At 68.0% G+C, this 25,904-nt stretch carries 25 protein-coding genes; 7 read left to right on the top strand and 18 right to left on the bottom strand.

Going from position 1 to position 25,904, the window contains the following annotated elements:
* Positions 1-41: 41 nt before the first annotated feature.
* The 4 genes from A5747_RS20380 to glyA form a co-directional block, all read right to left on the bottom strand.
* On the bottom strand, positions 42-917 hold the full coding sequence (locus A5747_RS20380) for a polysaccharide deacetylase family protein (RefSeq protein ID WP_076127641.1): 876 nt from the start codon (positions 915-917) through the stop codon (positions 42-44).
* Between the two features lie 92 nt (positions 918-1,009).
* A complete protein-coding gene (locus A5747_RS20375; RefSeq protein ID WP_076127639.1) occupies positions 1,010-2,311 on the bottom strand; it encodes a PhoH family protein in 1,302 nt (433 codons plus the stop codon).
* Between the two features lie 250 nt (positions 2,312-2,561).
* Entirely contained in the window at positions 2,562-3,389 is an 828-nt protein-coding gene (locus tag A5747_RS20370) for an acyl-ACP desaturase (protein WP_076127637.1), read from the bottom strand.
* A 75-nt stretch (positions 3,390-3,464) separates the two neighbouring features.
* Positions 3,465-4,745, bottom strand: a complete 1,281-nt coding sequence (glyA, locus tag A5747_RS20365) for a serine hydroxymethyltransferase (RefSeq protein ID WP_076127895.1) — start codon at positions 4,743-4,745, stop codon at positions 3,465-3,467.
* A gap of 115 nt (positions 4,746-4,860) precedes the next feature.
* Between glyA and coaA the strand changes: the two genes are divergently transcribed.
* Positions 4,861-5,799, top strand: coding sequence for a type I pantothenate kinase (coaA, locus tag A5747_RS20360; protein ID WP_076127635.1), 939 nt, complete (start codon positions 4,861-4,863; stop codon positions 5,797-5,799).
* 68 nt (positions 5,800-5,867) lie between these two features.
* Here coaA and A5747_RS20355 read toward each other — a convergent pair whose 3' ends face one another.
* The 3 genes from A5747_RS20355 to A5747_RS20345 form a co-directional block, all read right to left on the bottom strand.
* Entirely contained in the window at positions 5,868-6,281 is a 414-nt protein-coding gene (locus A5747_RS20355; protein WP_076127633.1) for a hypothetical protein, read from the bottom strand.
* Positions 6,282-6,559: 278 nt separating this feature from the next.
* Positions 6,560-7,939: a hypothetical protein gene (locus A5747_RS20350; protein ID WP_076127630.1), complete on the bottom strand. Its 1,380-nt coding sequence runs from the start codon at positions 7,937-7,939 to the stop codon at positions 6,560-6,562.
* 19 nt (positions 7,940-7,958) lie between these two features.
* Entirely contained in the window at positions 7,959-8,747 is a 789-nt protein-coding gene (locus A5747_RS20345; RefSeq protein ID WP_076127628.1) for a (2Z,6E)-farnesyl diphosphate synthase, read from the bottom strand.
* Positions 8,748-8,854: 107 nt separating this feature from the next.
* Between A5747_RS20345 and A5747_RS20340 the strand changes: the two genes are divergently transcribed.
* Positions 8,855-9,592 carry a hemolysin III family protein gene (locus tag A5747_RS20340; RefSeq protein WP_076127626.1) on the top strand — a complete coding sequence of 246 codons (738 nt, stop codon included), beginning with the start codon at positions 8,855-8,857 and terminating at the stop codon, positions 9,590-9,592.
* Here A5747_RS20340 and A5747_RS20335 read toward each other — a convergent pair.
* The 4 genes from A5747_RS20335 to mca are packed head-to-tail and all read right to left on the bottom strand — an operon-like array spanning position 9,589 to position 13,139.
* Positions 9,589-9,960, bottom strand: coding sequence for a nuclear transport factor 2 family protein (locus tag A5747_RS20335; RefSeq protein WP_076127624.1), 372 nt, complete (start codon positions 9,958-9,960; stop codon positions 9,589-9,591). The genes A5747_RS20340 and A5747_RS20335 overlap by 4 nt on opposite strands.
* Before the next feature lie 11 nt (positions 9,961-9,971).
* Positions 9,972-11,984: a thioredoxin domain-containing protein gene (locus A5747_RS20330; protein WP_076127622.1), complete on the bottom strand. Its 2,013-nt coding sequence runs from the start codon at positions 11,982-11,984 to the stop codon at positions 9,972-9,974.
* On the bottom strand, positions 11,971-12,270 hold the full coding sequence (locus A5747_RS20325; RefSeq protein WP_076127620.1) for a hypothetical protein: 300 nt from the start codon (positions 12,268-12,270) through the stop codon (positions 11,971-11,973). The genes A5747_RS20330 and A5747_RS20325 overlap by 14 nt, the downstream gene beginning before the upstream one ends.
* Positions 12,267-13,139, bottom strand: a complete 873-nt coding sequence (gene mca / locus A5747_RS20320) for a mycothiol conjugate amidase Mca (RefSeq protein WP_076127618.1) — start codon at positions 13,137-13,139, stop codon at positions 12,267-12,269. Before mca ends, A5747_RS20325 begins: the two co-directional genes overlap by 4 nt.
* A gap of 114 nt (positions 13,140-13,253) precedes the next feature.
* Between mca and A5747_RS20315 the strand changes: the two genes are divergently transcribed.
* Positions 13,254-13,697 carry a DUF4307 domain-containing protein gene (locus A5747_RS20315; RefSeq protein ID WP_076127616.1) on the top strand — a complete coding sequence of 148 codons (444 nt, stop codon included), beginning with the start codon at positions 13,254-13,256 and terminating at the stop codon, positions 13,695-13,697.
* Between the two features lie 204 nt (positions 13,698-13,901).
* The gene (gene greA, locus A5747_RS20310; RefSeq protein WP_066915156.1) at positions 13,902-14,396 is read left to right on the top strand and encodes a transcription elongation factor GreA; all 495 of its coding nucleotides are present in this window, start codon (positions 13,902-13,904) and stop codon (positions 14,394-14,396) included.
* Between the two features lie 108 nt (positions 14,397-14,504).
* On the opposite strand, the gene A5747_RS20305 is transcribed toward greA, so the two are convergent.
* From A5747_RS20305 to A5747_RS20290, 4 genes are all read right to left on the bottom strand, one after another.
* A complete protein-coding gene (locus tag A5747_RS20305; RefSeq protein WP_076127614.1) occupies positions 14,505-15,671 on the bottom strand; it encodes a cystathionine gamma-synthase in 1,167 nt (388 codons plus the stop codon).
* A 30-nt stretch (positions 15,672-15,701) separates the two neighbouring features.
* Positions 15,702-16,388, bottom strand: a complete 687-nt coding sequence (locus A5747_RS20300; protein ID WP_076127612.1) for an RDD family protein — start codon at positions 16,386-16,388, stop codon at positions 15,702-15,704.
* A 90-nt stretch (positions 16,389-16,478) separates the two neighbouring features.
* On the bottom strand, positions 16,479-17,870 hold the full coding sequence (locus A5747_RS20295; protein ID WP_076127610.1) for a cystathionine beta-synthase: 1,392 nt from the start codon (positions 17,868-17,870) through the stop codon (positions 16,479-16,481).
* 65 nt (positions 17,871-17,935) lie between these two features.
* Positions 17,936-19,003 carry an alpha/beta hydrolase gene (locus tag A5747_RS20290; protein WP_076127608.1) on the bottom strand — a complete coding sequence of 356 codons (1,068 nt, stop codon included), beginning with the start codon at positions 19,001-19,003 and terminating at the stop codon, positions 17,936-17,938.
* 245 nt (positions 19,004-19,248) lie between these two features.
* On the opposite strand from A5747_RS20290, the gene A5747_RS20285 reads away from it, so the two are divergent.
* Together A5747_RS20285 and A5747_RS20280 are read left to right on the top strand one after the other, a co-directional pair.
* The gene (locus tag A5747_RS20285) at positions 19,249-20,193 is read left to right on the top strand and encodes an SGNH/GDSL hydrolase family protein (protein ID WP_139333082.1); all 945 of its coding nucleotides are present in this window, start codon (positions 19,249-19,251) and stop codon (positions 20,191-20,193) included.
* A gap of 93 nt (positions 20,194-20,286) precedes the next feature.
* On the top strand, positions 20,287-21,504 hold the full coding sequence (locus tag A5747_RS20280) for an acetyl-CoA C-acetyltransferase (protein WP_076127604.1): 1,218 nt from the start codon (positions 20,287-20,289) through the stop codon (positions 21,502-21,504).
* Positions 21,505-21,576: 72 nt separating this feature from the next.
* Here A5747_RS20280 and A5747_RS20275 read toward each other — a convergent pair whose 3' ends face one another.
* The 3 genes from A5747_RS20275 to A5747_RS20265 all read right to left on the bottom strand — a co-directional run bounded on the left by A5747_RS20275 (position 21,577) and on the right by A5747_RS20265 (position 24,600).
* Positions 21,577-22,470: an RNA polymerase sigma-70 factor gene (locus tag A5747_RS20275; protein ID WP_076127890.1), complete on the bottom strand. Its 894-nt coding sequence runs from the start codon at positions 22,468-22,470 to the stop codon at positions 21,577-21,579.
* Positions 22,467-23,627, bottom strand: a complete 1,161-nt coding sequence (locus tag A5747_RS20270; RefSeq protein WP_076127892.1) for an NAD(P)/FAD-dependent oxidoreductase — start codon at positions 23,625-23,627, stop codon at positions 22,467-22,469. Before A5747_RS20270 ends, A5747_RS20275 begins: the two co-directional genes overlap by 4 nt.
* A gap of 124 nt (positions 23,628-23,751) precedes the next feature.
* A complete protein-coding gene (locus tag A5747_RS20265; protein ID WP_076061815.1) occupies positions 23,752-24,600 on the bottom strand; it encodes a Bax inhibitor-1/YccA family protein in 849 nt (282 codons plus the stop codon).
* A gap of 261 nt (positions 24,601-24,861) precedes the next feature.
* On the opposite strand from A5747_RS20265, the gene A5747_RS20260 reads away from it, so the two are divergent.
* Positions 24,862-25,899 carry an enoyl-CoA hydratase/isomerase family protein gene (locus A5747_RS20260; RefSeq protein ID WP_076127888.1) on the top strand — a complete coding sequence of 346 codons (1,038 nt, stop codon included), beginning with the start codon at positions 24,862-24,864 and terminating at the stop codon, positions 25,897-25,899.
* Positions 25,900-25,904 lie beyond the last annotated feature (5 nt).

The following is a 25,904-nucleotide window of genomic DNA, read 5'->3' as shown; positions in this document are numbered from 1 at the left end:
AGCCCGCCTTGGTCACCCTCTAACGGTAGCCGCGCGTCGGGCTAAGCACCGTTATTCGGCCCGCCGGAGTTCTGGCCCGGTATGTCGGTGATCGGGAAGTTGGGCATCGGCTTGGGCGAGGGCGTGTTGGGCAGCGTCGGGATCTCGCTGGCCGGGATGTCATGGAGTTGGTTGGCGGGCGGGCCGTTTTCCCGGCTGCCGTAGCTGCTGCCGGGCGCCCGCGGGCCCAGCAGTTCGCTGACCGTCACCAGCCGGTAGCCGTTGGCCTTGAGTACCGGGATGAATTGGTACACCAGGTCGACGGTGCTCGAGTAGGTGTCGTGGAACAACACCACCGAGCCCGGCTTGATGTACGTCATCAGCATGGATCGCGTCGCCGCGGTGTTCGAGTCGTTCGCCCAATCGAAAGGGATGACATCCCAAAGAATTTCGGCCAGCCCGAACTTGGCCGCGGTCTGCCGCACCGCATCGCTGGACAGCCCGCCGGCCGGACGGTAGATGGTCGGCGTGCGCCCGGTGGCGGCGGCGATCGCGTCGTTGGCCCTGGAGAATTGGCCGGCGGTGTCGTCGGTGGGGATCGTGGCCATGTTGGGGTGTTCCCAGGTATGGCTGCCGATCTCCATGCCGGCGTCGGCGATGCGCTTGGCCCCCGCGGGGTTGGCCGCCACCTTGTTGCCGATCAGGAAGAATGTGGCCTTCGCGTCGTTGTCCTTCAAGATTTGCAGCAGCCGGTCGTCGAACGGACCCGGACCGTCGTCGAATGTCAGCGCGACGCACTTGACCACCGAGCAGCCCGGGTTGTCGGCGCGGGTGACGTGGCCGGTGAGCCCGCCGATCACCAGGACTGCACCGGCGGCCACGACACCGAAAACGGTGCGCCAGTACCGCCAGGCCTGGCTGTCGGGTCGTTTCGGCACGGTGGAAGCCTACCCGGCATCGAGTGTGCGACCTGGGCGTCGAGTGTGCGTATAGGGCGCCATCAGCGCACACGCAACGTCGGCAAGCGGACTCAGTGCGGCCCGGCGATTTCCTCCAGCATCTCCGTGACCAGCGCGGCGATCGGCGATCGCTCGCTGCGCAGCAGGGTGATGTGTGCGAACAGCGGATGGCCTTTGAGCTTCTCGATCACGGCCGCTACCCCGTCGTGGCGACCGACCCGCAGGTTGTCGCGTTGGGCGATGTCATGGGTCAGGACCACCCGCGATCCGGCGCCCAGCCTGGACAACACGGTGAGCAGGACGTTGCGCTCCAGCGACTGTGCCTCGTCGACGATGACGAACGAGTCGTGCAGCGAGCGACCCCGGATGTGGGTCAGCGGCAGCACCTCGAGCATGCCGCGGGAGAGCACCTCCTCCAGCACCGCCGGGCTGGCCAGGCCCTCCAGCGTGTCGAAGACGGCCTGCGCCCAGGGGCCCATCTTTTCGCTCTCGCTGCCGGGCAGGTAGCCCAGCTCCTGGCCGCCGACGGCATACAGCGGGCGGAAAACCACCACCTTGCGGTGGGTCCGGCGTTCCAGCACCGCCTCGAGACCCGCGCACAGCGCCAGCGCCGACTTGCCGGTTCCGGCTTTGCCGCCCAGCGAGACGATGCCCACCGACTCGTCGAGCAGCAAGTCAAGCGCGACCCGCTGCTCGGCTGAGCGGCCGCGCAGGCCGAACACCTCGCGGTCACCGCGGACCAGTTGGACGCGCTTGGCCGGAGTGACCCGGCCCAGCGCATGGGAGCTGCCGCCGAGCAAACGAATCCCGGTGTGACACGGCAGGTCTCGCGCTTCGGCCAGGTCGATCTCGCCGTCGGCGAACAATGTGTCGATATCCTCGGCCGCCGTCTCGATCTCGTGCATCCCCGACCACCCCGAGACGATGACGTCCTGGGCGTGGTATTCGTCCGCGGCCAGGCCCACCGCGGCGGCCTTGACTCGAAGCGGGATGTCCTTGCTGACCAACGTGACTCGCCTGCCCTCGGCGGCGAGGTTGGCGGCGCAGCTCAGAATGCGGGAGTCGTTGCTGTCGGTGCGGAAGCCGGCGGGCAGCACCGTCGGGTCCGTGTGGTTGAGTTCGACGTGCAGCGTACCGCCTTGTGTGCCAATGGGAATCGCTTGATCCAGCCGCCCGTGTTCGAGGCGCAGATCATCGAACAGACGCAACGCCTGACGGGCGAACCACCCCAGCTCGTGGTGGTGGCGTTTGGCCTCCAGTTCGCTGATCACCACCAGCGGAACCACCACCTCGTGCTCGGCGAACCGACTGCACGCCCACGGATCGGACAGCAGGACGGACGTGTCGATCACATAGGTCCGGGTATCGGTCACGAAGCGCTCCTCGAGCGGGAAAGCCCGCGCGGACCCACACAGGCATGTCGGCGGGAAACGCGGCACCAGGACCGGGGCCGGTCCTGCCGTAGTCGTGACGGGAGGTGCCGCCCTGGCAGCAGAGTCTGTCGCTGGCCATCGAAGAATGACGCTACTCTCGTGGCCGCTCGGCTGCCGGGCAGGCGCGCCGAGATCCGCCGCGAGCGAAAGATCCGAGCCGCGAAATGTACGCCGGCGGGCGAAGGTTGGGTTAACCGACGACGAACTGCTTGAGGGTGGGCTCGTCGGCCACTCCCCACGCGGTGATGCGATCGGAAATCGCCTGCCGCAGCTCGGCGGGACCGAAGATGCCCGCCTCGGCGACGTGCTGCACCTTGTCCTTGTAAGCGTCGATGTCGGCGCCGACGACCTCGAGGTCCGCCGCGCGTGCGGCGATCGCGGCGATCGTCTCGTCGCGCGTGTACTCGAGGCAGTGCGCGACGAGCTTGGCGAAGATCTCCTCGTGGCGCACCTCGTCGCGGGCGATGCGGTCGATAAGGCCGGCCAGGACGGGCTCCTCGATCTGCGCAGCCAGGTTGCGGGCGAAGACGGCGTGGGTGCGCTCGGTGAACGCCATGTACACCAGGGTTTCGACCTGTGTGTACATGTCGCCGCGGTAGCCCTTCATCACGTGCTGGACGCGGGCCTCCTCGTTGGCGGTGGGGTCGACCTCGCGGGTCACCACCAGGTACTCACGCAGCGCGATGGCGTGCAGGTGCTCCTCGGCGGTCCACCGGCCGAGCCAGCGACCCCACCACTCCTCGAGAATGAAGTGCTCGACGAGCTCGCGGTGATGGGCGGCCAGGTTGTCCTTGAGCAGCAGCAGGATCTCGCAGGCGTCCGTGATGGTCCTCGGCAGCGTCGTCTGCGACGGGTCCCAGTCGCGCCCGCCGAGGAAGGCGAAGTTCTCGCCCTGGTCGAACGGCACGTAGTCGTGGGCGAACCAGATGTCCTCGGTGTTGAGGTGGTGATCCATCAGCTGCTCGACCACCGGTTCGAGCTCCAGGGTCAGCGCATTAGGTACAGGTTTCTGTGCCATAAAGTAACTGTAACCTCCGTACACAGATTTCGTGAAATTGGTGCAGTCGTGTCGCGGCCCGAGTGCGGGCGGTGGCTAGCGATCGACCAGCGTCCAGTCCTCGAGCCCCTCGTACAGCGGAAAGTCCCGCGCCAACCGCGTCACCCGCTGCCGCAGAGCGGGTACGTCCGCTGCGGTGCCCGCCGCGAGCGCGGTGGCGATGATGTCGGCGACCTCGGTGAACTCGGCATCGCCGAAACCGCGAGTGGCCAGGGCCGGGGTGCCGACCCGCAGGCCCGAGGTCACCATCGGCGGCCGCGGGTCGTTGGGGACGGCGTTGCGGTTCACCGTGATGCCGGTCTCGTGGAGCAGATCCTCGGCGGCCTTGCCGTCGAGCGGCGAATCGCGAAGGTCCACCAGCACCAGGTGGACGTCGGTCCCGCCGCTGACCACCGACACACCGGATTTGGCGACATCGGATGCCAGCAGCCGCTCGGCGATGATCCGGGCGCCGGAGAGGGTGCGCTGCTGCCGGTCGGCGAATTCGGGCGTGCCGGCGATCTTGAACGCGACCGCCTTGCCGGCGATGACGTGCATCAGCGGTCCGCCCTGCTGGCCGGGGAAAACCGCGGAGTTGATGGCTTTGGCGTGCTCCTGCTTGCCCAGGATCATCCCGGACCGGGCGCCGCCGAGGGTCTTGTGCACGGTCGTGGACACCACGTCGGCGTGGGGCACCGGGGTCGGGTGCAGGCCCACGGCCACCAGCCCGGCGAAGTGGGCCATGTCGACCCACAGCTTGGCGCCGACCTCGTCGGCGATCGACCGGAAGGCCGCGAAGTCCTGGATCCGCGGGTAGGCCGACCAGCCCGCGATGATCACCTTGGGCCGGAATTCGAGCGCCTTGGCGCGAACCGCGTCCATGTCGAGCAGATGCGACGTCGGATCGACGGTGTAGAAACCGACGTCGTAAAGCTTGCCGGAGAAGTTGAGCTTCATGCCGTGCGTCAGGTGGCCGCCGTTGGCGAGGTCCAGACCCAGCAGGCGTTCCCCGGGCTGCATGAACGCGTGCAGTATGGCCGCGTTCGCCTGGGCGCCGGAATGCGGCTGCACGTTGGCGAACTCGGCGCCGAAGAGTGCCTTGGCGCGGTCGCGGGCGATGTTCTCGACGACGTCGACGTGTTCGCAGCCGCCGTAGTAGCGCCGGCCGGGTAGGCCTTCGGCGTATTTGTTGGTCAGCACGCTGCCCTGCGCCTGCAGCACCGAGCGCGGCGCGAAGTTCTCCGAAGCGATCATCTCCAGCGTGTCGCGTTGCCGGTGGAGTTCCTTGTCCAGCAACTCGGCGATTTCGGGGTCAACCTCGGCGAGGGGGGCCGACATCAGGGATGCGGTGGTGCGGGCGTCGGGTGCGGCAGTCACGGCCGCCAGTCTATCGAGCCGCATTTTTGGCCAGCCCAGCCGTGGGGCGCGCGTCGGCCCCTGCGACACTGGCACTATGCCGCGGCTGAGCGAGCCGAGCCCCTACGTGGAGTTCGACCGAAAGCAGTGGCGCGCGCTCCGCATGTCGACGCCGCTGGCCCTCACCGAAGAGGAACTGATCGGCCTGCGCGGTCTGGGCGAGCAGCTCGACCTGCTCGAGGTCGAAGAGGTGTACCTGCCGCTGGCCCGGCTCATTCATCTTCAGGTCGCCGCGCGGCAGCGGTTGTTCGCCGCCACCGCGGAGTTCCTCGGCGAGCCGCAACAAAACCCCGACCGGCCCGTGCCGTTCGTGATCGGCGTGGCCGGAAGCGTGGCGGTGGGCAAGTCGACCACCGCCCGCGTGCTGCAGGCGCTGCTGGCGCGCTGGGATCACCACCCGCGGGTCGACCTTGTCACCACCGACGGTTTCCTCTACCCCAATGCCGAATTGGATCGGCGAAACCTCATGCACCGCAAGGGTTTTCCGGAGAGTTACAACCGCCGCGCGTTGATGCGGTTCGTGACCTCGGTGAAGTCCGGTTCCGATTACGCGTGCGCGCCGGTGTATTCGCACCTGAAGTACGACATCATCCCGGGGGCCAAGCACGTGGTCCGCCATCCAGACATCCTGATCTTGGAGGGCCTCAACGTTTTACAGACCGGCCCGACGCTGATGGTGTCGGACCTGTTCGACTTCTCGCTGTATGTGGACGCCCGGATCGAAGACATCGAGCAGTGGTACGTGTCGCGGTTCCTCTCGCTGCGCGGTACGGCGTTCGCCGACCCGGAATCACACTTCCACCACTACTCGGCCCTCAACGACACCAAGGCCGTCGCGGCCGCCCGCGAGATCTGGCGATCGATCAACCGGCCGAATCTGGTCGAGAACATTCTGCCCACCCGTCCCCGCGCGACCCTGGTGCTGCGCAAGGACGCCGACCACTCGATCAACCGCCTCCGTTTGCGCAAGCTCTGACGAACCGCGAAAGGCCGGAGCGGGGCGGCGCTCCTAACGGAGGCGCCCCGCACCGGCGGGAGGGGAGGCTAAGCCGCGAGGCGCCGCACTCCCAGGTATTGCAGGGCGGCGAAGCCCGCCGTGTAGACACCGGTGGCCAGCGTCGCGGCGACCCCGAATGCGGTCATCGGCACAACGCCGGCGGCCACGATCGCGGCCAGGGTGTAAACGATGTTGGCGACGACCACGCCGATCCCGACCCGACGCAAGTCCTGCACCGCCGCCAGGCCGAACACCGCCAGGCCATAGAGCACGAAGAACGCGCCCAGGGCGTATTCCTGAAGGGACGTCAGGCCGGTCAGCGACGAGAGTGGGTCGGCGAAGACGGCGACCGCCAGACCGCACAATCCCGTCAACGTGGCATCGGCACGCATGGCGAAACGCAGCAGCGAGTCGGTCGAATCGTAGAGGGGCCTGGTTGGAATACCAGATACAGCGGTCATGATTACTCCTCGCGATGGCAATAGTCGAACAGGTTTGAGCGTGCCGCCCACGCACTGCCATATCGACGCGTGGCACTGCCAATCACTGCCACGAGTTCTATGACCAGGTAGTTCATCGGGCTATTCCCGCTCGGCCGCGCCAAATTCCACACGTGTCTCAAACCGTGGGGTTGGCGGCGTGATCGGCTGCGCCGCGACCGCGACACATAACCAGTGGCGAAGACACGCCGACGACGCTCGCAATGGGTTATATCTCGAGGGCGGCGACTCGCCGATGCCTATTCGCTGGCGACGGGGACGCGCCCGCGCAGATCCGCCGCGATAAGCCGGGCCGCGGCGTTCTGCCAGTTGTGCAGCGAGCGCTGCGGGACCTCGGTCACGAACCATTGCCAGGCCTGCCTGGCGGTCGGATCCAGGCCCGCGGCCGTGGCGTTCTGCGCGTATGCGCGCACCCCGACGACGTAGGGGAAGTACAGCGAGTTGTAGTAGCGCCACTCCTCGGTGGTGCCGAAATCGCCCGCGTCGCGGGGCTTGAGCCGCGCGATGCCGTCGGCGAGGACGGCCTTGAGTTCGTTGGCCCGCTCCACCGGGTGGTCGGGCGCGCCGCGCGCGGCCAGCCGCTCGTCGATGACCGGCAGCGCCGTCAGCGGGCTCGCGACCAACTTGGTCAGGTCGGCGTAGTGGCCCAGCGCCCGGCGGGTGAGCCGGGTGAACGTGTCGTCGTCGACGCCATGCAGGGCCCTGAGGGGATCGGCCGAGCGCAGCGGCAGCGCCGCCCCGGTGTGCCGCAGCGCGGCCCGATCGGCGCGCAGCGTGGGCGATTTCGAGAACGCCAGCCGGTCCAGCACCCCGGCCAGCGGGTCGGCCAGGACCTGCACCGCGATCGCGATCGCCAGGGTGGTGAACAGCAGCACGGTCAGCACCGTCTGCGCGGTGGTCTCATGCCGGATGATGGCCAAGCCGATCAGCGCCTGGCCGCCGAACAGGACGGCCACCGCCGAACAGCCGACAAACGAGCGCAGCATGTCCGCGCGCAGCGCCTGGCCCTCGTCGAACGCATCCCACAGTGCGACCGCCACGCCCAGCGTCAGCACATCGAAACCCGTGGACGCCAGGGCCAGCCAGCTGGGCACCAGGCCCAGCGGGATGATCAGGATGGCGTTGGCCAGCGCGAAGAACAGGGTCGCGACGACGACGATGCCGGCCACCGGCACCGGCTGTTTGGGACGCCGCACGGCGGCGACCATCGCGCCCAGGGTGGATATCGAGATGACCGCCATCATCAGCACATGCCCGGGCCGCAGCGGCCCGTCGACGCTGCCGGCCATGGCCGCGCCGAACAGGGTGAGCGCGCCGACGCCGGCGACGAGCAACAGCTCCCAGGTGCGAGCCCGCCAGCCTTCGGACGGCCGGGACAGCTCGACGAGGACGGCGAACCACGCGACGCTGGGGACGGCGGCCAGGTAGATCTCGATCTGGCTGAGGAGTCCGCTGCGCGCAACGCCAACTGTGCGCACCGCGTCCAGCGCCACCACCAGCGCGAAACCGCACAGTCCGATCGCCGCCAACGCGAGCACCGGCTTACGCGGATCGCGGGCCAGCAGGTACAACCCCAGCCACCCGCTCAGCGTGAACACCACCGCCGACAGCGCAGCCATGCCTCTAGTTTGTCACGGGTTATTTCCCGTAGCGGCGATGGCGCTGGCTATAGTCACGCAGCGCGCGCAGGAAATCCACATGCCGGAACGCGGGCCAGTGCGCTTCGCAGAACCACATCTCCGAGTACGCGCTTTGCCACAACAGAAAGCCGGACAGGCGCTGCTCCCCCGATGTGCGGATGACCAGGTCGGGGTCGGGTTGCCCAGAGGTGTAAAGGTTTTCGGAGATGGCGTCGACGGTCACCGCGTCGACGAGTTCCTCCGCGCTGGCCCCGTTGGCCAGCTCCTTGCTCAGCAGCGCCCGCACCGCGTCGACGATCTCCCGGCGCCCGCCGTAGCCGACGGCGACGTTGACGTGGAACGGCGCCACCGCCGGCGTGGACTCGACCGCGCCGCGAAGCCGCCGGGCGGGTTCGTCGCCGAGCAGCTCCAAATCCCCCACGGTGCGCACGCTCCACCGGTTGGCGGGCGCGCAGATCTCCTCGACGACGTCGGTGATGATCTCGATGAGTGCGGCCAGCTCGTCGGGGTCGCGCTGCAGGTTTTCGGTGGACAGCAGGTAGACGGTGGTCATTTCGATACCGGCGGCCTGGCACCAGCGCAGCATCTCGGCGATCTTCGCGGCGCCCATGCGGTAGCCGTAGCTGACGTCGTCGTACCCGGCATCGCGCGCCCATCGCCGGTTTCCGTCGCACAGCACCGCGATGTGGCGGGGCAATTCGGACTTCGACGCGGCCAGACCCTGCCGCAGCCGCAGCTCGTAAATGCGGTACAGGGGCTCTTTGAGCCGCGGCGGGATGACCTCCACGAAGATTCACCCTACTGTGAGCTGCGCCAATTTCCCGCCCGCATTTCCGGCAATCTCACTGCACGTCTGACCAGCCATTGCGCCGACGGCCGCTAATGTTTAGCGGTATGAGCGGCCAGATCACCACGGTCACCCAACCGGAGTCCGAATCGCAGGGCCCCGCGGCCAATGCCGCGCAGCATCTCGTCGACGGCGTCGCCCGGGTCCTGACCAAGCCCCGCTTCCGCGGCTGGATCCACGTCTACTCCGCCGGGACCGCCGTCGCCGCGGGCGCCTCGCTGATCGCCGTGTCGTGGGCGGTCGGATCGACCAAGGCCGGCCTCGCGACGTTCGCCTACACCGCGGCCACCATCGTGATGTTCACGGTCAGCGCGACCTATCACCGCGTCAACTGGCAATCCGAGACCGCGCGGAAATGGATGAAGCGGGCCGATCATTCGATGATCTTCGTGTTCATCGCCGGCAGCTACACACCGTTCGCGCTGCTGGCCATGCCGCCCGCCGCGGGGCGAGCGGTGTTGTCCATCGTGTGGGGCGGCGCGGTGGCCGGGATTCTGTTGAAGATGTGCTGGCCGTCGGCGCCGCGCTGGGTGGGGGTGCCGCTGTATCTGCTGCTGGGCTGGGTCGCGGTCTGGTACACGGGCACGATCCTGCACAACGCCGGGGTGGCCGCGATGGTGCTGCTGTTCGTCGGCGGCGCCCTGTACAGCATCGGCGGCATTCTGTACGCGCTGCGCTGGCCCGACCCGTGGCCGAACACGTTCGGATACCACGAGTTCTTCCACGCCTGCACCGCGGTGGCGGCGATCTGCCACTACATCGCGATGTGGTTCGTGGTGTTTTAGAGCTGGGTGACGTTGTCCGCCGACCAGTAGGCCTTCATCGCGGCGACCTTGCCCTGGTCGTCGAACACCATGACGTCGATCGGCTCGATCCGCATCCGGTGCTCGCCCGCGGCCACGGTCAGCCGGAACTGGAAGGCGGCCTCTTTGCCGGCGACGCGCAGCGTGACCAGTTCGCACTCGCGCTGCAGATCGTTGACCGCCGAGTAGAAGCCGTGGATCGCCTGGCGACCGATGTGGACCTCGCCGCCGACCGGGTCCTCGACGGTGGCATCGTCGGCGTACAACTCGACGACGTCGTCGGCGCTGCCCTTGGCCATCAGTTCGATGTAGCGGTTGACCGTTTCGGTGATGTGTTCGGCGCTCGGCATAAACGGTCACGCTACCGTGGCGCGGCCAACGCCTCAGCGAGGTGTTCGGCAGAGGTGACGGGCAGGTCGCAGACGCGTCCCCGGCACACGTAGGCGGCGTCGGCGCCGGCCACCCGGTCCCGCCCGGCGAGCAGCGCCGACGAGTCCCTTTCGCCGCCGACGACGATCGCCCCGCCGGGCGCGAGCCGGCGCGCGTCGGCGAGCAGTGGCGAGTTCGACGGATCGCAGGCGACCGCGATCTGCAGCGGGCCGCGAACCGCGGATTCGGCGACGGCCAGCCAATGTCCGGCCGATCGCGGCGCGCGCGCCAGCAGCACCGAGTGTGCGGTCAGCGCATCGGACGCCGCCTGCAGATACCGCTGCGCGCGGTCGCCGTCGACCAGGTGGGCCACGGTCAGCAGCGCGTCGGTGACGGTCGACGCGCCCGACGGCGTCGCGCCGTCCAGCGGGTCGGCGGGCCGCAGCATCAGTTGCTCGGCGTCGTCGGCGGTGTCGAACCACCGGCCGGGCCGCTGCGGGTCGGCGAAGTGCGCGAGCGCAATGTCGAGTAGCTCGGTTGCCCTCGTCAGCCAAGCGTCGTCGGCGGTCAGTTGATACAGCGCGAGCAGTCCGGTGGCCAGCATCGCGTGGTCCTCCAGGATGGCGGCGCTGTCGCCGACCACCCCGCCGAGGCTGGCGCGCCGCAGCCGGCCATCGACGACGTGTAAGTCCAGCAGGGCCGCCGCGCAATCCCGTGCGGCGCTTGCGAATTCGGGTTCGTCCAGGGCCACGCTGGCCTCGGCCAGCGCGGTGATCGCCAGCCCGTTCCACGACGTGACGACCTTGTCGTCGCGCCCGGGCTGGGGGCGCGTGCGCCGGGCTGCCAGCAGCGCGGCCCGGACGCGGTCGAGCCGCTGGGGATCGTCGGCATCGGCGGGGCACTGCAGCACCGACGTCCCGTGTTCGAACGTTCCGGGCTCGGTGACTGCGAAAATCTCTGCGGCCCAACGCCCGTCGTCGACGCCGAGCACCTCGGTCAGCTGCCCCGGCGTCCACACATAGGTCAAGCCCTCGCGCCCGTCGGCGTCGGCGTCCAGCGACGAGGTGAACATGGCGCCGTCGGCGAGTTCGTCGAGCAGAAACCCCGCCGTCTGGGCGGCGACCCGGCGCGCCAGCGGATCCCCGGTCCGCCGGGCCCAGTGCGCATAGCAGCGCAGCAGCAGCGCGTTGTCGTAGAGCATCTTCTCGAAATGTGGTACCACCCAAGCGTTGTCGACGCTGTACCGGGCGAAGCCGCCGCCCAGCTGGTCGTAGATGCCGCCGCGGGCCATCGCGTTGCCGGTGCGCGTAACCGCCTGCAGCGCCGCCGACGAGCCGGTGCGCTCGTAGTGGCGCAGCAGCGCCTCGAGGATCGCCGACGGCGGGAACTTCGGGGCGCCACCGAATCCGCCGTGCACGGTGTCCTGCTCGCCCAGCACCGTCGCGACGGCCTGGTCGCACAGGGCGGGTGCCACATCCGGGCCGCCGCCGGGCAGCCCGGCCGACATTTTGCGCAACTCGCCGGCGATGTGTTCGGACGCCTCGTCGACCTCACCGCGGCGGGTTCGCCACGTTTCGGATACGGCCGAAAGGAGTTGCAGGAAGCTGTCTTTCGGGTAGTACGTGCCGCAAAAGAAGGGGCGGCCGTCCGGCGTGAGGAAACACGTCATCGGCCAACCGCCCTGCCCGGTAAGCGCGACGGTGGCGTTCATGTAGACCGCGTCGATGTCCGGCCGTTCCTCGCGGTCCACTTTGATGCAGACGAATCCCGCGTTCATCGCCGCGGCCACCTCGTCGTCCTCGAACGACTCGTGCGCCATGACGTGGCACCAATGGCACGCGGCGTAGCCGATGGACAGCAGGATCGGCACATCGCGCGCGGCGGCCTCCGCCAGCGCCTGGGGCGTCCACTGCTGCCAATGCACCGGGTTTTCGGCGTGCTGACGTAGATACGGGCTGGTGGCCAGCCCGAGTGTGTTGGTCCCGGCGCCCTCAGCCGGGCTCATCGCCGGAACCTGGCGGTGCCGATCCGTCGGGGCGCCCGGGGCGTCGCTCCGGCGCCTCGTCGACGGTGTCGGTGCCCTCGTCGGCGGCCTGATCGGGCTCGGGGTGCTCGGGGTCGAACGTCTTGGGGACCTTCTTCAGCTGCCGGTTCATCGACCGCAGCAGCAACAACGTGGCGATCAGCAGCAGCACGACGACCAGCAACCCCAACGGGCTCGCCTTGCCGAAATCCGGGCCGTGGTTGCCGGGCGATCCGTCAGCGATCACCGTGAGCAGAAGGCTGCTCACGAGTCGTTCTCGATCCCGGCGAACAGGTCGTCCTCGGGCAGCTGGGCGGGCACTCGCGAGCGGGCCAACTCGAATTCCTCGGTCGGCCAGAGCCGCTGCTGCCATGAGATCGGGGCCGCGAAGAATTCGGCGTTCGGGTCGATCTGGGTGGCGTGGGCGCGCAGCGCATCGTCGCGCTGGCTGAAATATTTCGAGCACTCCACCCGCGTGGTCACCCGCGACTCGAAAGGATCGTGCTCGGGTTTCCAGTGCTGCAGCCACTTACCGAACGGGCCCTCTTCGCCACGCTTGGCGAACTCGTCCTGCAGCAGCTGCATCCGCTGGCGCAAGAACCCGTGCACGTAGTACAGCTTGGACACGTTCCACGGCTCGCCGGCGCCCGGGAAGCGGGTACGGTCGCCGGCCGCCTCGTAGGCGGCGACCGAAACATTGTGGCAGGCAATGTGATCCGGATGCGGGTAGCCGCCGTTTTCGTCATAGGTGGTCATAACGTGCGGCCGAAACTCGCGGATGACACGCACCAGCGCCTCGGTGGACACCTCCAACGGGACCAGCGCGAAGCAGTCCTCGGGTAGCGGTGGTGGCGGGTCGCCCTTGGGCAGGCCGGAGTCGACGAAACCGAGCCAGGTGTGTTCCACGCCGAGAATCTCGGCGGCCTTGGCCATCTCGTCGCGGCGGATTTCGGCCATGTGCCCGTGCACGTCGGGCAGGTCCATCGCCGGATTGAGGATGTCGCCGCGCTCGCCGCCGGTCAGCGTCACCACAAGCACCCGATGGCCTTCGTCGGCGTACCGGGCAAGGGTCGCCGCACCCTTGCTGGATTCGTCGTCGGGGTGGGCGTGCACAGCCATCAACCGCAGTTCGCTCACATGCCCCCTTGTCGGTCTGCTGGACGCCCGGTTTCGACCCTATAATTCCAGTTGCCGATCGCTGTATTCCCTCGGCCGAGGTCCGGCAGTCGCTCAGCCCAGGCATACCCACCCATGACCGAAACCCCCATCGCTCGTCCGGAGGCCCGCTACGGGCGTTCGCGGCGGTCGGGGGTCTCGGGCCGCCGCGTGGTCATCGCGGCGGCCCTGCTGGCGGTCGCGGTCGGCCTCGTGGTCGCCGTCGTCGGCTACCTACGGCTTGGCACCAGCGACGTCACCGGGTCGCTGGGCGGCTATTCGGTGATCGATGACGAGACGGCGTCGGTGACGATCAGCGTGACGCGATCCGACCCGTCGCGGCCGGTGGACTGCATCGTGCGGGTTCGCGCCAAGGACGGCAGCGAGACCGGCAGGCGCGAGGTGCTGGTTCCGCCGGCTACCGAGACCACGGTGCAGGTGACGACGACGGTGAAGTCCTCCCAACCCCCGGCCATGGCGGACATTTACGGGTGCGGCACCGACGTGCCGGGCTATTTGCGCCCGCCCGACAAACGATAAAGAACTGCGAATATATCGTCATCAGCTGTTTCCGCAGTGGTAACATGGATGAATGCACGGTTCCTGCTGGGACCGTGTATTGCTGCTTAAAGGCCGTGAGCAGAACGGCGTGGTAGCACCGGGGGGTGGGACCCCAATACCCCGACAGCGGGGATCAGAAGCTTACGCGGATATGCGGACCGGAAAGACGAGGAGCGCGACGAGATGACCGATACTCAGGTCACCTGGCTGACCCAGGAATCACATGACCGGCTCAAGGCCGAGCTCGATCAGTTGATCGCGAATCGCCCCGTCATCGCCGCGGAAATCAACGACCGTCGCGAGGAGGGCGACCTCCGGGAGAACGGCGGATACCACGCCGCCCGCGAGGAGCAGGGCCAGCAAGAGGCGCGCATTCGCCAGCTGCAGGACCTGCTCAACAACGCCAAGGTCGGGGAGGCGCCCAAGCAGTCCGGTGTGGCGCTGCCCGGCTCGGTGGTCAAGGTCTACTACAACGGCGACAAGTCCGACAGCGAGACGTTCCTGATCGCCACCCGTCAGGAGGGCGTCAACGAGGGCAAGCTCGAGGTGTATTCGCCGAACTCACCGCTGGGCGGCGCCCTGATCGACGCCAAAGTGGGCGAGACCCGCAGCTACACCGTGCCCAACGGCAACACCGTCGAGGTCACGTTGGTCAGCGCGGAGCCCTACCACTCCTAACCGAGCGCCTGCTCGAGGTCGGCCTTTCGCCCGCCGCGTCGAGCGTGAATCGTGCGACGGGTCGGCGGCGTGTCGCGTCGCGAGATTCACACTCGGCGTCGTTAGTCGTTAGCCCAGCGCCTGCTCGAGGTCGGCCAGCAGGTCGGCGACGTCCTCGATTCCCACCGAAAGCCGCACCAGGTCGTCGGGCACTTCCAACTGCGAGCCGGCCGTCGACGCGTGGGTCATCGCGCTGGGGTGCTCGATCAGCGACTCCACCCCGCCCAGCGATTCGGCCAGGATGAACACCTTGGTGCCGGCGCACAGCTGCTCGGCGGCGGCCCTGCCGGCCCGCATGCGCACGGAAACCATGCCACCGAAGCCGCTCATCTGCTTCGCGGCGATCTCGTGCCCGGGGTGACCGGGCAGACCCGGATACAGCACCGCGCTCACCGCGGGATGCCCGGCGAGGAATTCCGCTACGGCCAAAGCGTTTTCGCTGTGCCGCTGCATTCGCAGCACCAGCGTCTTCAACCCGCGCATCGTCAGGTACGCGTCGAACGGGCCCGGCACCGCCCCGGCCCCGTTCTGCAGGAAACCGAAGGCGTCGTCCAGCTCTTCGTCGTTGGTGATCAATGCGCCGCCCACCACGTCGGAGTGACCGCCGATGTATTTGGTGGTCGAATGCAGCACCACATCGGCGCCCAGCGTCAGCGGCTGCTGCAGCGCGGGTGAGGCAAATGTGTTGTCCACCAACACCTTTGCCGAGTGCTGTCGGCCGAGGTCGGCAAGGGCCGCGATGTCGGCGATGGACAGCAGCGGGTTGGTCGGTGTCTCCACCCAAACCAGCCGCGTCGTCGGCGTGATCGCGTCGCGCACGGCGTCCAGGTCGGACAGCGCCACCGGTGTATACCCGACGTTCCAGGGTGTGAAGACCTTGTCGATCAGCCGGAAGGTGCCGCCGTAGGCGTCATTCGGGATGACGACGTGATCGCCGGGCCGCAGCATCGCCCGCAGCGCGCAATCGGTGGCGGCCATCCCAGAACTGAATGCCCTTGCGAACGTGCCCTCTTCGACGGCCGCCAGCGAGGCTTCGAGCGCCGATCTGGTCGGGTTGCCGGTGCGGGCGTATTCGAATCCGCCACGCAGGCCCCCGACGCCGTCTTGGGCGAACGTGCTGCTGGCATAGATCGGGGTGTTCACCGCCCCGGTCGCGGGATCGGGGCGGTAGCCGGCATGGATGGCTTTGGTGGCTAGGCCGGTGATTTCCTGGTGTCGCTTACCGTCTCCGCTCATCGACGATCAGCCTAGCCAGCCCGGCCATTGCTAGCCCTCTTCGATCGGCAGGACGACCGTCGTCATGATCTTGTCGGCCAGAGTCTGTCGCTTGGCGTCCCACAGCGGGAACAGGAAACCGATGTAGCAAATGATCGCGTCGACGAAGTGCGCAAGTTGGCGCACGATGGACAGCCCGAAACCGAGGGGCTGGCCGGTGACCTCGCTGACCACCTTGACCTTCATCACCGATTTACCGAGGCTCGACCCCGTGGTGCCCTGGCGGTAGCCGTAGTTCCACAACAGGTAGGCGAGGCCGGCCAGGTGCGCCAACCACTGCACGAGTTGACCGATCATCGAGGGCTGGCTGGCGCAGTACTGGTTGACGTCGTACTGCGTGATATCGGTGACGCAGGACGTCTGCTGCGTGGCGATCATGATCACCGTGCCGATGCCGACCACCACCGCGTACGGGATGACATCGATGATGAAGGCCAACACCCGGGTGAGCCACGGCGTGTAGGCCTCCGTCGGCAGCGTCCGGATGACGGGTCCCGGTGGTGGCGGCGCAACAGCGCCGGACGGCGGCGGTGGCGGCGGGTACGAACCGCCGCCCGGTGGCGGGGGCGGTGGCGGGTAGGCGGCGCCGGGCGCCGAAGGCGCGGGCTCATGCTCACCCTGGCCGGGCGGAGGTGGAGCGGGGAGCTGAGATTCGCCGGGCGGCGGTTGATCGGTCATGGCAACCCTTCCACTTCGGATGAGCTGAACTAGGCCGAATCACAGTACCTGAGCACCCACTGGCCAGGCGAGACCTTTGGGGACGCCGCGCTAGGGCCGCCGCGGCTCCGAGAGGAACCCCAACAAGTCGTACCGCGTGATCACTCCCACCGGCTTGCCTTGCTCCACCACCATCAGCGCGTCCCACTCGCGCAGCGCCTTGCCGGCCGCGGTGACCAACTCGCCGGCGCCGATCATCCGCAGCGGCGGACTCATATGTTCGGCGACGGCGTCGGCCAATTTGGCGCGTCCCTCGAAAACGGCCGAAAGTAGTTCGCGTTCGGAGACGCTGCCGGCGACCTCGCCGGCCATCACCGGCGGCTCGGCCCCGACGACCGGCATCTGCGAGACGCCGTACTCACGCAGAATGCCGATGGCGTCGCGCACCGTCTCCGACGGATGGGTGTGCACCAAATCCGGTAGCGCGCCGGACTTCCCGCGCAACACGTCGCCGACCGTCGGCTGCTCGGTCGAGCCGTCGAGGCGGCTGCGCAGGAACCCGTACGACGACATCCACGCGTCGTTGAAGATCTTCGACATGTAGCCTCGCCCGCCGTCGGGCAGCAAAACGACGACGAGCGCATCGGGCCCGGCCTCCTCTGCCACCTTCACCGCGGCCACCACGGCCATCCCGCACGAGCCGCCGACCAGCATCGCTTCCTCGCGGGCCAGCCGCCGGGTCATGTTGAACGAATCGGAGTCGGACACCGCGATGATCTGATCGGGCACGGTCGGGTCGTAGGCCGCCGGCCAGAAATCCTCACCGACGCCTTCGACGAGGTAGGGCCGGCCGGTGCCGCCCGAATACACCGAGCCCTCGGGGTCGGCGCCGACGATGCGCACCGCGCCACCGGACACCTCCTTGAGGTAGCGCCCGGCGCCGGTGATGGTTCCGCCGGTGCCGATGCCAGCGACGAAGTGGGTGACCTTGCCGTCGGTGTCGGCCCAGATCTCCGGGCCGGTGGTCTCGTAGTGGCTGGCCGGGCCCTCGGGATTGGCGTACTGGTCGGGCTTCCAGGCGCCGTCGATCTCCCGGACCAGCCGGTCGGAAACGCTGTAGTAGCTGTCCGGGTGGTCGGGCGGCACCGCCGTCGGGCACACCACCACCTCGGCGCCGTAGGCGAGCAACACGTTGCGCTTGTCCTCGCTGACCTTGTCCGGGCAGACGAACACGCACTTGTAGCCGCGGTGTTGGGCGACCAAGGCGAGACCGACACCGGTGTTGCCCGAGGTCGGTTCGACGATGGTGCCGCCCGGCTTCAGCAGCCCAGCTGCCTCCGCGGCGTCGATCATCTTCACCGCGATCCGGTCCTTGGAGCTGGCCCCGGGGTTGAGGTATTCGACCTTTGCCACGACGGTGCCGGCGCCCGCGGGGATGACGGAGTTCAGGCGAACCAGTGGGGTGCCACCGATGAGCTCACTGATGTGCTGCGCGATTCGCATGCGTTCATCGTCTCAGGCCGTTTCGGGCCGCGCATACCCGCGCCGCGGTCGGCCGCGGCGGCGCGCTAATCGGTAGCTTCGCGGATGTACTCGCCGATTTGGCGCAGCGAACGGATTGCTTCGGGCACCATCGGCGCGGCGAGCTGGAAATCGTGAATCTGGCCTGGCCACACCCGGACCTCGGCGGGCACGCCGACCGCCGCCAGCCGGCTCGCGGCCAACTGGGCGTCATGCAGCAGCACCTCGGATCCGGAGACGTGGATCAGCGTCCGCGGCAGTCCGGGTTTGATGTGCTCCAGTGGCTCGTAGATCTCTTCGGGTTTGCCGTCGACGATGTTCTTTTCGGCGGCGCTAGCAACCAAAGCAACGAGCGCGTCGAAGGCGGTGGCGGGGAACATCGCATCGGTCTTGATGTTGGGATGCGCCTGCTTGCATTCCTTTGCTAGCTGCAGCAGTGGCGAGATCGCGACCAGCGCCGCCGGCTCTTCGCCCTCCTCCTGTAGACGTTGCGCGAGGGCGAGCGCGAGATACCCGCCGGCCGAGTCGCCGGCCAGCACGACGCGGTCGGCGTCGTAGCCGCGCCGGCGCACCCATTGGTAGGCGTCGTAGCAATCGGCCAGCGCCATTCCCACTGAATGCTTGGGCAGGAGCCGGTAGTTGACCACCAGGACCGGTGAGTCAGCAAACTTCGAGAGCGCTTCGACGAGCCGGCCGTGTGAGTTTGCTCCACATGTCAAGAACGCTCCGCCATGGAAGTAGAGAACCATCCGGCGGGTGCCGTCCGCCGGCAGCACCCCGGGGGCACGGACCAACTGTGCCGACGCGTTTGGCAAGTTCACGTCCTGTCGCACCGTGGCGGTCACCGGAAGCACGACCCGAGATAGAAGGTCGATGAGGCCCCAGGGCCAGGGTGCGTTGGGTGCGTGGCTCCCAGCGGCCAGGATCGGCCGGATCGTCAGCCGTGACGCGAGATTGGCAAGCCTCGCAGCAACGCTCGGCCCCGATTCGAGGACCTCGACCGGCGCCCCATCGCTGATCGCGAATTTGCGTGATTCAACTCTACGTGCCCTGAGGACATCGTGTGTGCAAATGGCTCTCGGGGCGGAACCGGAGACCTTGCTCGGTGCGGTCATGCTCAACACTTCCTACGCCGTTGTAGTCCGATACAGCATGTGACGAGGCGGCTAAGCGTCCGGTTCATCTTCTATTCGCCGAGTCGTTCAGCCAACTCGCTGGACTTAGCTTGACAGGCTTTTCCGGGTACAACATTTGAAGAGTCTGATTTGATACCACATGTGATTCACAACGTGATCACATTGTTTTTAAGCCGCCAGCGCAAACACTCGAGCCGATCTAAACTGATTTTGTGACCATCCGGGTGCCGCGTCGTTCGACGATCGCCCTGGCCACAGCGGGTGCACTCGCCTCGACAGGCACGGCCTACCTGGGCGCTCGCAACCTGCTCGTCGGCCAGGCGACGCACGCGCGCACCGTCATCCCGAAGGCGTGGGACATCCCGCCCCGCGCCGACGGCGTGTACAGCCCGGGCGGCGGGCCGGTGGAGCGGTGGCAGCGCGGGGTGCCCGCCGATCTGCACTTGATGATGTTCGGGGATTCGACGGCCACCGGATACGGCTGCATCAGCGCCGAAGAGGTGCCGGGCGTGCTGATCGCACGCGGACTCGCGGAGCAGACCGGCAAGCGCATCAGGTTGAGCACCAAGGCAATCGTCGGCGCCACCTCGAAAGGCGTTTGCGGCCAAGTGGATGCGATGTTCGTGGCCGGCGCGCCACCGGACGCGGCCGTGATGATGATCGGCGCCAACGACGTCACCGCGCTCAATGGGATCAGCCAGTCCGCGCAACGGCTGGGCACGGCGGTGCGCAAGTTGCGCACCCGCGGCGCGATCGTCATCGTGGGCACCTGCCCGGACCTGGGCGTGATCAGCGCCATCCCCCAACCGCTTCGCTCCCTTGCGCATGCGCGCACTTCGCAGCTCGCCCGCGCCCAGGCCGCGTCGGTCCGGGCGGCCGGCGGTGTGCCGGTGCCGTTGGCGCACCTGCTGGCGCCCCAGTTCCGGGCCACGCCCGAGGTGATGTTCTCCGCCGACGGCTTCCATCCCTCGCCGGCCGCGTACGCGCTCGCGGCCAGGGCGCTGTTGGCGACGCTCTGCGATGAACTGGCCGAGCAGGTCGACGGCCCGGCGGAGCAGGCACCGGCCCCCGCCCCGGCGCAGGTGCTCGACACCGCGCACACCCGACGCAGCGTCATGCCGCGGCTCTGGCAGCGGCCGGTGCCGGGTTCGCGCGCCCCGTCGTCGTAGCGGCCGGTCGGCACCGACTAGATTTGTGCTACCCGTCGAGGTGGACGTACCACCCGTTCCTAGCTAGCCCGCGTCCCATGGGAGAGAACCGCCATGCCTGAAGCCGTCATAGTCTCCGCTGCCCGCTCGCCGATCGGCCGCGCCATGAAGGGGTCGCTGGTCTCCATGCGGCCCGACGACCTCGCGGCGCAGATGGTCCGCGCCGCGCTCGACAAGGTGCCCGCCCTCAACCCGCACCAAATCGACGACCTCATCCTGGGTTGCGGCCTGCCCGGCGGCGAGTCCGGCTTCAACATGGCGCGCGTCGTCGCCGTCGAACTGGGCTACGACTTCCTGCCGGGCACCACGGTGAACCGGTACTGCTCGTCGTCGCTGCAGACGACGCGGATGGCCTTCCACGCGATCAAGGCGGGCGAGGGTGACGCGTTCATCTCCGCGGGAGTGGAGACCGTGTCCCGGTTCGGAAAGGGCAACTCCGACTCGTGGCCGGACACCAAGAATCCGCTGTTCGACGAGGCCCAGGAGCGGACCGCCGCCGCGGCCGGCGGCGCGGACGAATGGCACGACCCCCGCGCCGACGACAACCTGCCCGACGTCTACATCGCGATGGGCCAGACCGCTGAAAACGTCGCCATCTTGACCGGCATCAGCCGCGAGGACCAGGACCACTGGGGCGTGCGCAGCCAGAACCGGGCCGAGGAGGCCATCAAGAGCGGGTTCTTCGAACGCGAGATCACCCCGGTGACGCTGCCCGACGGCAGCACCGTCAGCACCGACGACGGCCCGCGTCCGGGCACCACCTACGAGAAGGTCAGCGAGCTCAAACCGGTGTTTCGCCCCAACGGCACCGTGACGGCGGGCAACGCCTGTCCGCTCAACGACGGCGCCGCCGCGCTGGTGATCACCAGCGACACCAAGGCCAAGGAACTGGGCCTGACACCACTGGCCCGCATCGTGTCGACCGGCGTCAGCGGACTGTCGCCGGAGATCATGGGGCTGGGCCCGATCGAGGCGTCCAAGAAGGCGCTGGAGCGGGCCGGCATGTCGATCAGCGACATCGACCTGTACGAGATCAACGAGGCGTTCGCGGTCCAGGTGCTGGGCTCGGCGCGGGAGCTCGGCATGGACGAGGACAAGCTGAACGTGTCGGGCGGGGCGATTGCACTCGGCCACCCGTTCGGCATGACCGGCGCGCGCATCGCCACCACGTTGCTGAACAACCTGCAGACGCACGACAAGACGCTTGGTCTGGAGACCATGTGTGTCGGCGGCGGGCAGGGCATGGCGATGGTGATCGAGCGGCTCAGCTAGCCCTGCTCGTCGAGTGTGCGTCCTGGGCGCCGAGTGTGCGCCCGGGGCGCCGCGAGTGCACAACCAAAGGCGTCAGCCGCGCTGTACCCCGTCCGCGACGGCGCCCAGCTTGTCCGGGTTGGCCACGTTGTGGATGGTGACGATGCGCCCGTCAGTGCCGAGTTCGACTGTGAGGGTTGCGATCACGCGGCCCGTGGCGGAGAAAACGATGCCCGGCCCGCCGTTGATGTCGACGACTTGGGCTGTCATATCGGCGATCTCGACGCCTTCGTAGGGGCGCTTGGTGACACCGGCGAGCCACGCGGCGACCTTGGCCATGCCCTCGACCGGACGCAGCGCCTGGCGCACCTTTCCGCCGCCGTCCGTCCACAGCGTGACATCGGGGGCGAGCAGTTGCATGAGATCGTTGATGTCCCCGCCGGTCGCCGCGGCGAAGAAGCGTTCGGTGACCGCGCGCTTCTTGCCGCGGTCGGCCTCGAACCGGGGCCGGCGCGCCTGCACGTGATTGCGGGCGCGGTGGCCCGCCTGGCGCACCGCGGCCTCGGAACGATCGACGGCCGAAGCGATTTCGGCGTAGCTGAAGTCGAACACCTCCTTGAGGACGAACACCGCACGCTCCAGGGGGCTCAGCGTCTCGAGTACGACCAGCATCGCCATCGACACCGATTCGGCGGCCGCGACGTCCTCCGCCGTGTCTTCGCTCGTGAGGATCGGCTCGGGAAGCCACGGGCCCACGTAGGTCTCCCGCTGGCGCCGAGTCGAGCGCAGCCGTTCCATCGACAGATTCGACACGATGCGGGACAGATAGGCTTTGGGGTCGGCGACCTGACCCCGATCGGCCGCCGACCACTTCAGCCAGGCATCCTGAACCACGTCCTCGGCGTCTGCCGCCGAGCCCAGGATCCGATAGGCGATGGCGAACAACAGTTTCCGATGTTCGACGAACGTGTGCTCGTCGGCGCTCATCGGGTGAAGCCCCCACCGCGCCGCCATGTCACGGCGCCCAGCGCCGGCAGCAGCTTGAGCAATCGGTAGGTCGTCCACGGACTGGCGCTCACCGTCTCCTTGTAGGCGACCGCCCACCGACCGGCCAGATAGAAACGCGACGCGCTGTCGTCGGGATGGGTGAACTGGATGACGGCGTCGTGCCGCCCCAGGCTCACCGGCTGGTGGACATAGCCGAAGCGGAACCGCTTGGGCTGCTTGCCCTTCAGCTCTCGCACGATGTTGGCCGCGGCGTGCACCCCGGTCGGGATGCCGCTCTGGCAGGTGCCGTGCACGAGGCCATATCCTTGCCGAACCGCCGCGGCGTCGCCAACGACGTACACGTCCCGGTGGGACACCGAGCGCAGCGCCGCGTCGGTGATGATTCGGCCCCGCTCGTCGACGCGCAGGCCCGCGGCGGCCGCCAGCGGCGACACCCGCACGCCCGTGGCCCACAGCACCGCGCCGGCCGGCACGACCTCGCCGTCGGCCAGGGCGACCCCGTCGGGCATCACCTTGACGATGTCGACACCGGAACGGATCCGCACGCCCAACCGGGCCAGCCCGGCGTGCAGGCGGGCACGCGCCTTGGGGCCCATCATCGATCCGGGTGTCTGCCGGCTCAGCAGGACGACGTCGAGTTCCGGGTGCCGCTCGGCGATCTCGGCGGCCGATTCGATGCCCGTCAGACCGCCGCCGGCGACCACGACCGTCCCGGCGCCGAGCCGATCCAGCTCCTGGGCCAGCAAGCCGGCGTCGTGGGCGCTGTTGAGGGTGTAGGCGAATTCGTCGACGCCGGGCACTGCCTCGGTGTCGGCGACGCTGCCAAGCGCATAGACCAGGGTGTCGTAGCCGATCACGCGCTCGTCGTCGAGACGGACGGTCCGCGCGTCGGCGTCCAGGCCGGTGACCCAGCCCTGGACGAACTCGACGTCGGTACCGGCGAGCATGTCCGGGATCTGAAGCTCGGCCAGCCGCTGGCCCGAAGCCGCCTGGTGGAGGCGCAACCGCTCGGTGAACCGAGCCTGCGGGTTGACCAGGGTGACGCGCACGTCGTCGCGGCCCTTGACCCGACGCGCCAAGCGGGCGGTGGCCGCCATGCCGGCATAGCCGGCGCCGATGATAACGATGTGCTTCATGATGCTGCCTTTCGCGAGTGAATGGGTGCTGACAACCAGCAGACGCATCCAGCGGTCGTGGATGTGACATCACGCGCGACAAAAACCGGCACGCCGAACGGCGTGCCGGTTTTCGGGTCAAGCGCTAATCGTTCTGCAGATAACTGAGCAGACGCAGGATCTCGAGGTACAGCCAGACCAGCGTCACGGTCAGGCCCAGGGCGATGCCCCAAGCCGCCTTCTCCGGCGCCCCGGCGCGGATCATCTGGTCGGCCGCGTCGAAGTCGATGAGGAAGCTGAACGCCGCGATACCGATGCACACCAGCGAGAAGATGATCGCGATCGTTCCGCCGCTGCGCAGACCCAGGCCCGTGCCGCCGCCGACGTGGAACATTGCCAGCACGAAATTGCCGAGCATCAGGGCCAGCACGCCGAACATCGCGGCGACCAGCATGCGGGTGAACTTGGGCGTGACCCGGATGGCGCCGGTCTTGTAGACGACGAGCATCCCGAAGAACACACCGAAGGTGCCGAGCACGGCCTCCCCGATCAGGGCGCCGGCGTTGGCGGACGACACCGTGAAGTTCGCGAAGACGAACGAGACCGCGCCGAGGAACAGGCCCTCGAGGACGGCGTAGCTGAGCACGATCGCCGGGCTGTCCTGCTTGCGACCGAACGTCGCGACCAGCACCAGCCCCAAGCCGCCGAGCGCGCCGATCAGGGTGAGCGGCATCGCCAGCGCGAGATTGGACGCCACCAGGAAGTAGGAGACGATCGCCGCGACCGTCAGCACGCCCAGCGTGATGCCCGTCTTGGTGACGACGTCATCGATCGTGACCGGACGGGATACCTTGGCCTCCTGGTAGGGAGCCGCCGTGTAGGGGTCACCTTGGTAGTACCCCTGCTGCACCTGGGCCGCGCCAGTGCCGAATTGCGCGTACCCGCCGCGCTGCTTGGGCAGCGAGCGAAATACCGGGTTACTTGTCTCCCGCACTGTCGGATCCTCTCTGAAGACTGTGGCTTGGAGCTGTGCGAACACCTGCTCAACGATCAGCGACCCGCCCGGGTTCCCAGCGGAGCTGGGGTTTTGTCGATAAATCCGGGCTCGGACGTTCTCGTCCGGTTAAACATAAACCTTACCCGCGGGTACTGGGGCGGTAGTGACGATCTAGATTGCTGGTCGAGACTCCGACTGCCTTGTCGGGCAGCATTCTGGGTACGGATTTTCCGGCGATTAGGAGGCTAAGGCGTGGGCGTGACGGAGGAATCCGACGAGGTCCTTACCCGGGTCGACGGCGGCGTCGGCCTGATCACGCTCAACCGCCCCAAGGCGATCAATTCGCTGAACCAATCGATGGTGGACGCCCTGCGCGCCATCCTCACCCGCTGGGAAGCCGACGACGCGGTGCGCGCCGTGGTGTTGTCCGGCGCCGGGGACCGCGGGTTGTGCGCCGGCGGCGACGTTGTCGCCGTCTACCACAGCGCCCGCAAGGACGGCGTGGAGGTCCGCAAGTTCTGGCGCGACGAGTATCTGCTGAACGGCCAGATCGGGCGTTTCCCCAAGCCGTATGTGTCGTTGATGGACGGCATCGTGATGGGCGGCGGCGTCGGCGTCAGCGCGCACGGCACCGTTCGGGTGGTGACCGAGACGTCAAAGGTGGCGATGCCGGAGGTCGGCATCGGCTTCATCCCCGACGTCGGCGGCGCGTTTCTGCTGTCCCGGGCGCCGGGCGCGCTGGGGCTGCACGCCGCGCTCACCGGCGCGCCGTTTTCCGGAGCCGACGCCATCGCGATGGGATTCGCCGACCACTACGTGCCACACGGCGAACTCGACGCGTTCACCGCGGCGATCGTTTCCGACGGCATCGAGAGCGCGCTGGCCCGCTATGCCGTCGAACCCCCACCGAGTGAGCTTGCCGCACAACGTGATTGGATCGACGACTGCTTCGCCGGCGAAAGCGTCGAAGACATCGTCGCGGCGCTGCGCGGCCACGGCGCCGGGCCGGCAAACGACGCCGCCAACCTGATCGCCACCCGCTCCCCCATCGCGGTGTCGGTGGCGTTGGAGGCGGTGCGCCGGGCCACGAAACTCGACACGCTGGAAGACGTTCTGATCCAGGACTATCGGGTGTCGTCCGCGTCGGCGCGCTCGCACGACCTGGTCGAGGGCATCCGCGCGCAGATCATCGACAAGGATCGCAATCCGAAATGGTCGCCGGCGACGCTGGACGCGGTCAGCGCGGCCGACGTCGACGCGTACTTCGCGCCCGTCGACGACGACTTGAGTTTCTAGAAAGG

It is taken from the genome of Mycobacterium sp. IS-836, assembly GCF_001954275.1.
In the GTDB taxonomy this organism is placed as follows: domain Bacteria; phylum Actinomycetota; class Actinomycetes; order Mycobacteriales; family Mycobacteriaceae; genus Mycobacterium.
Note: the sequence above shows the minus strand (reverse complement) of the source record. Positions and strands in the feature narration are given on the sequence as shown.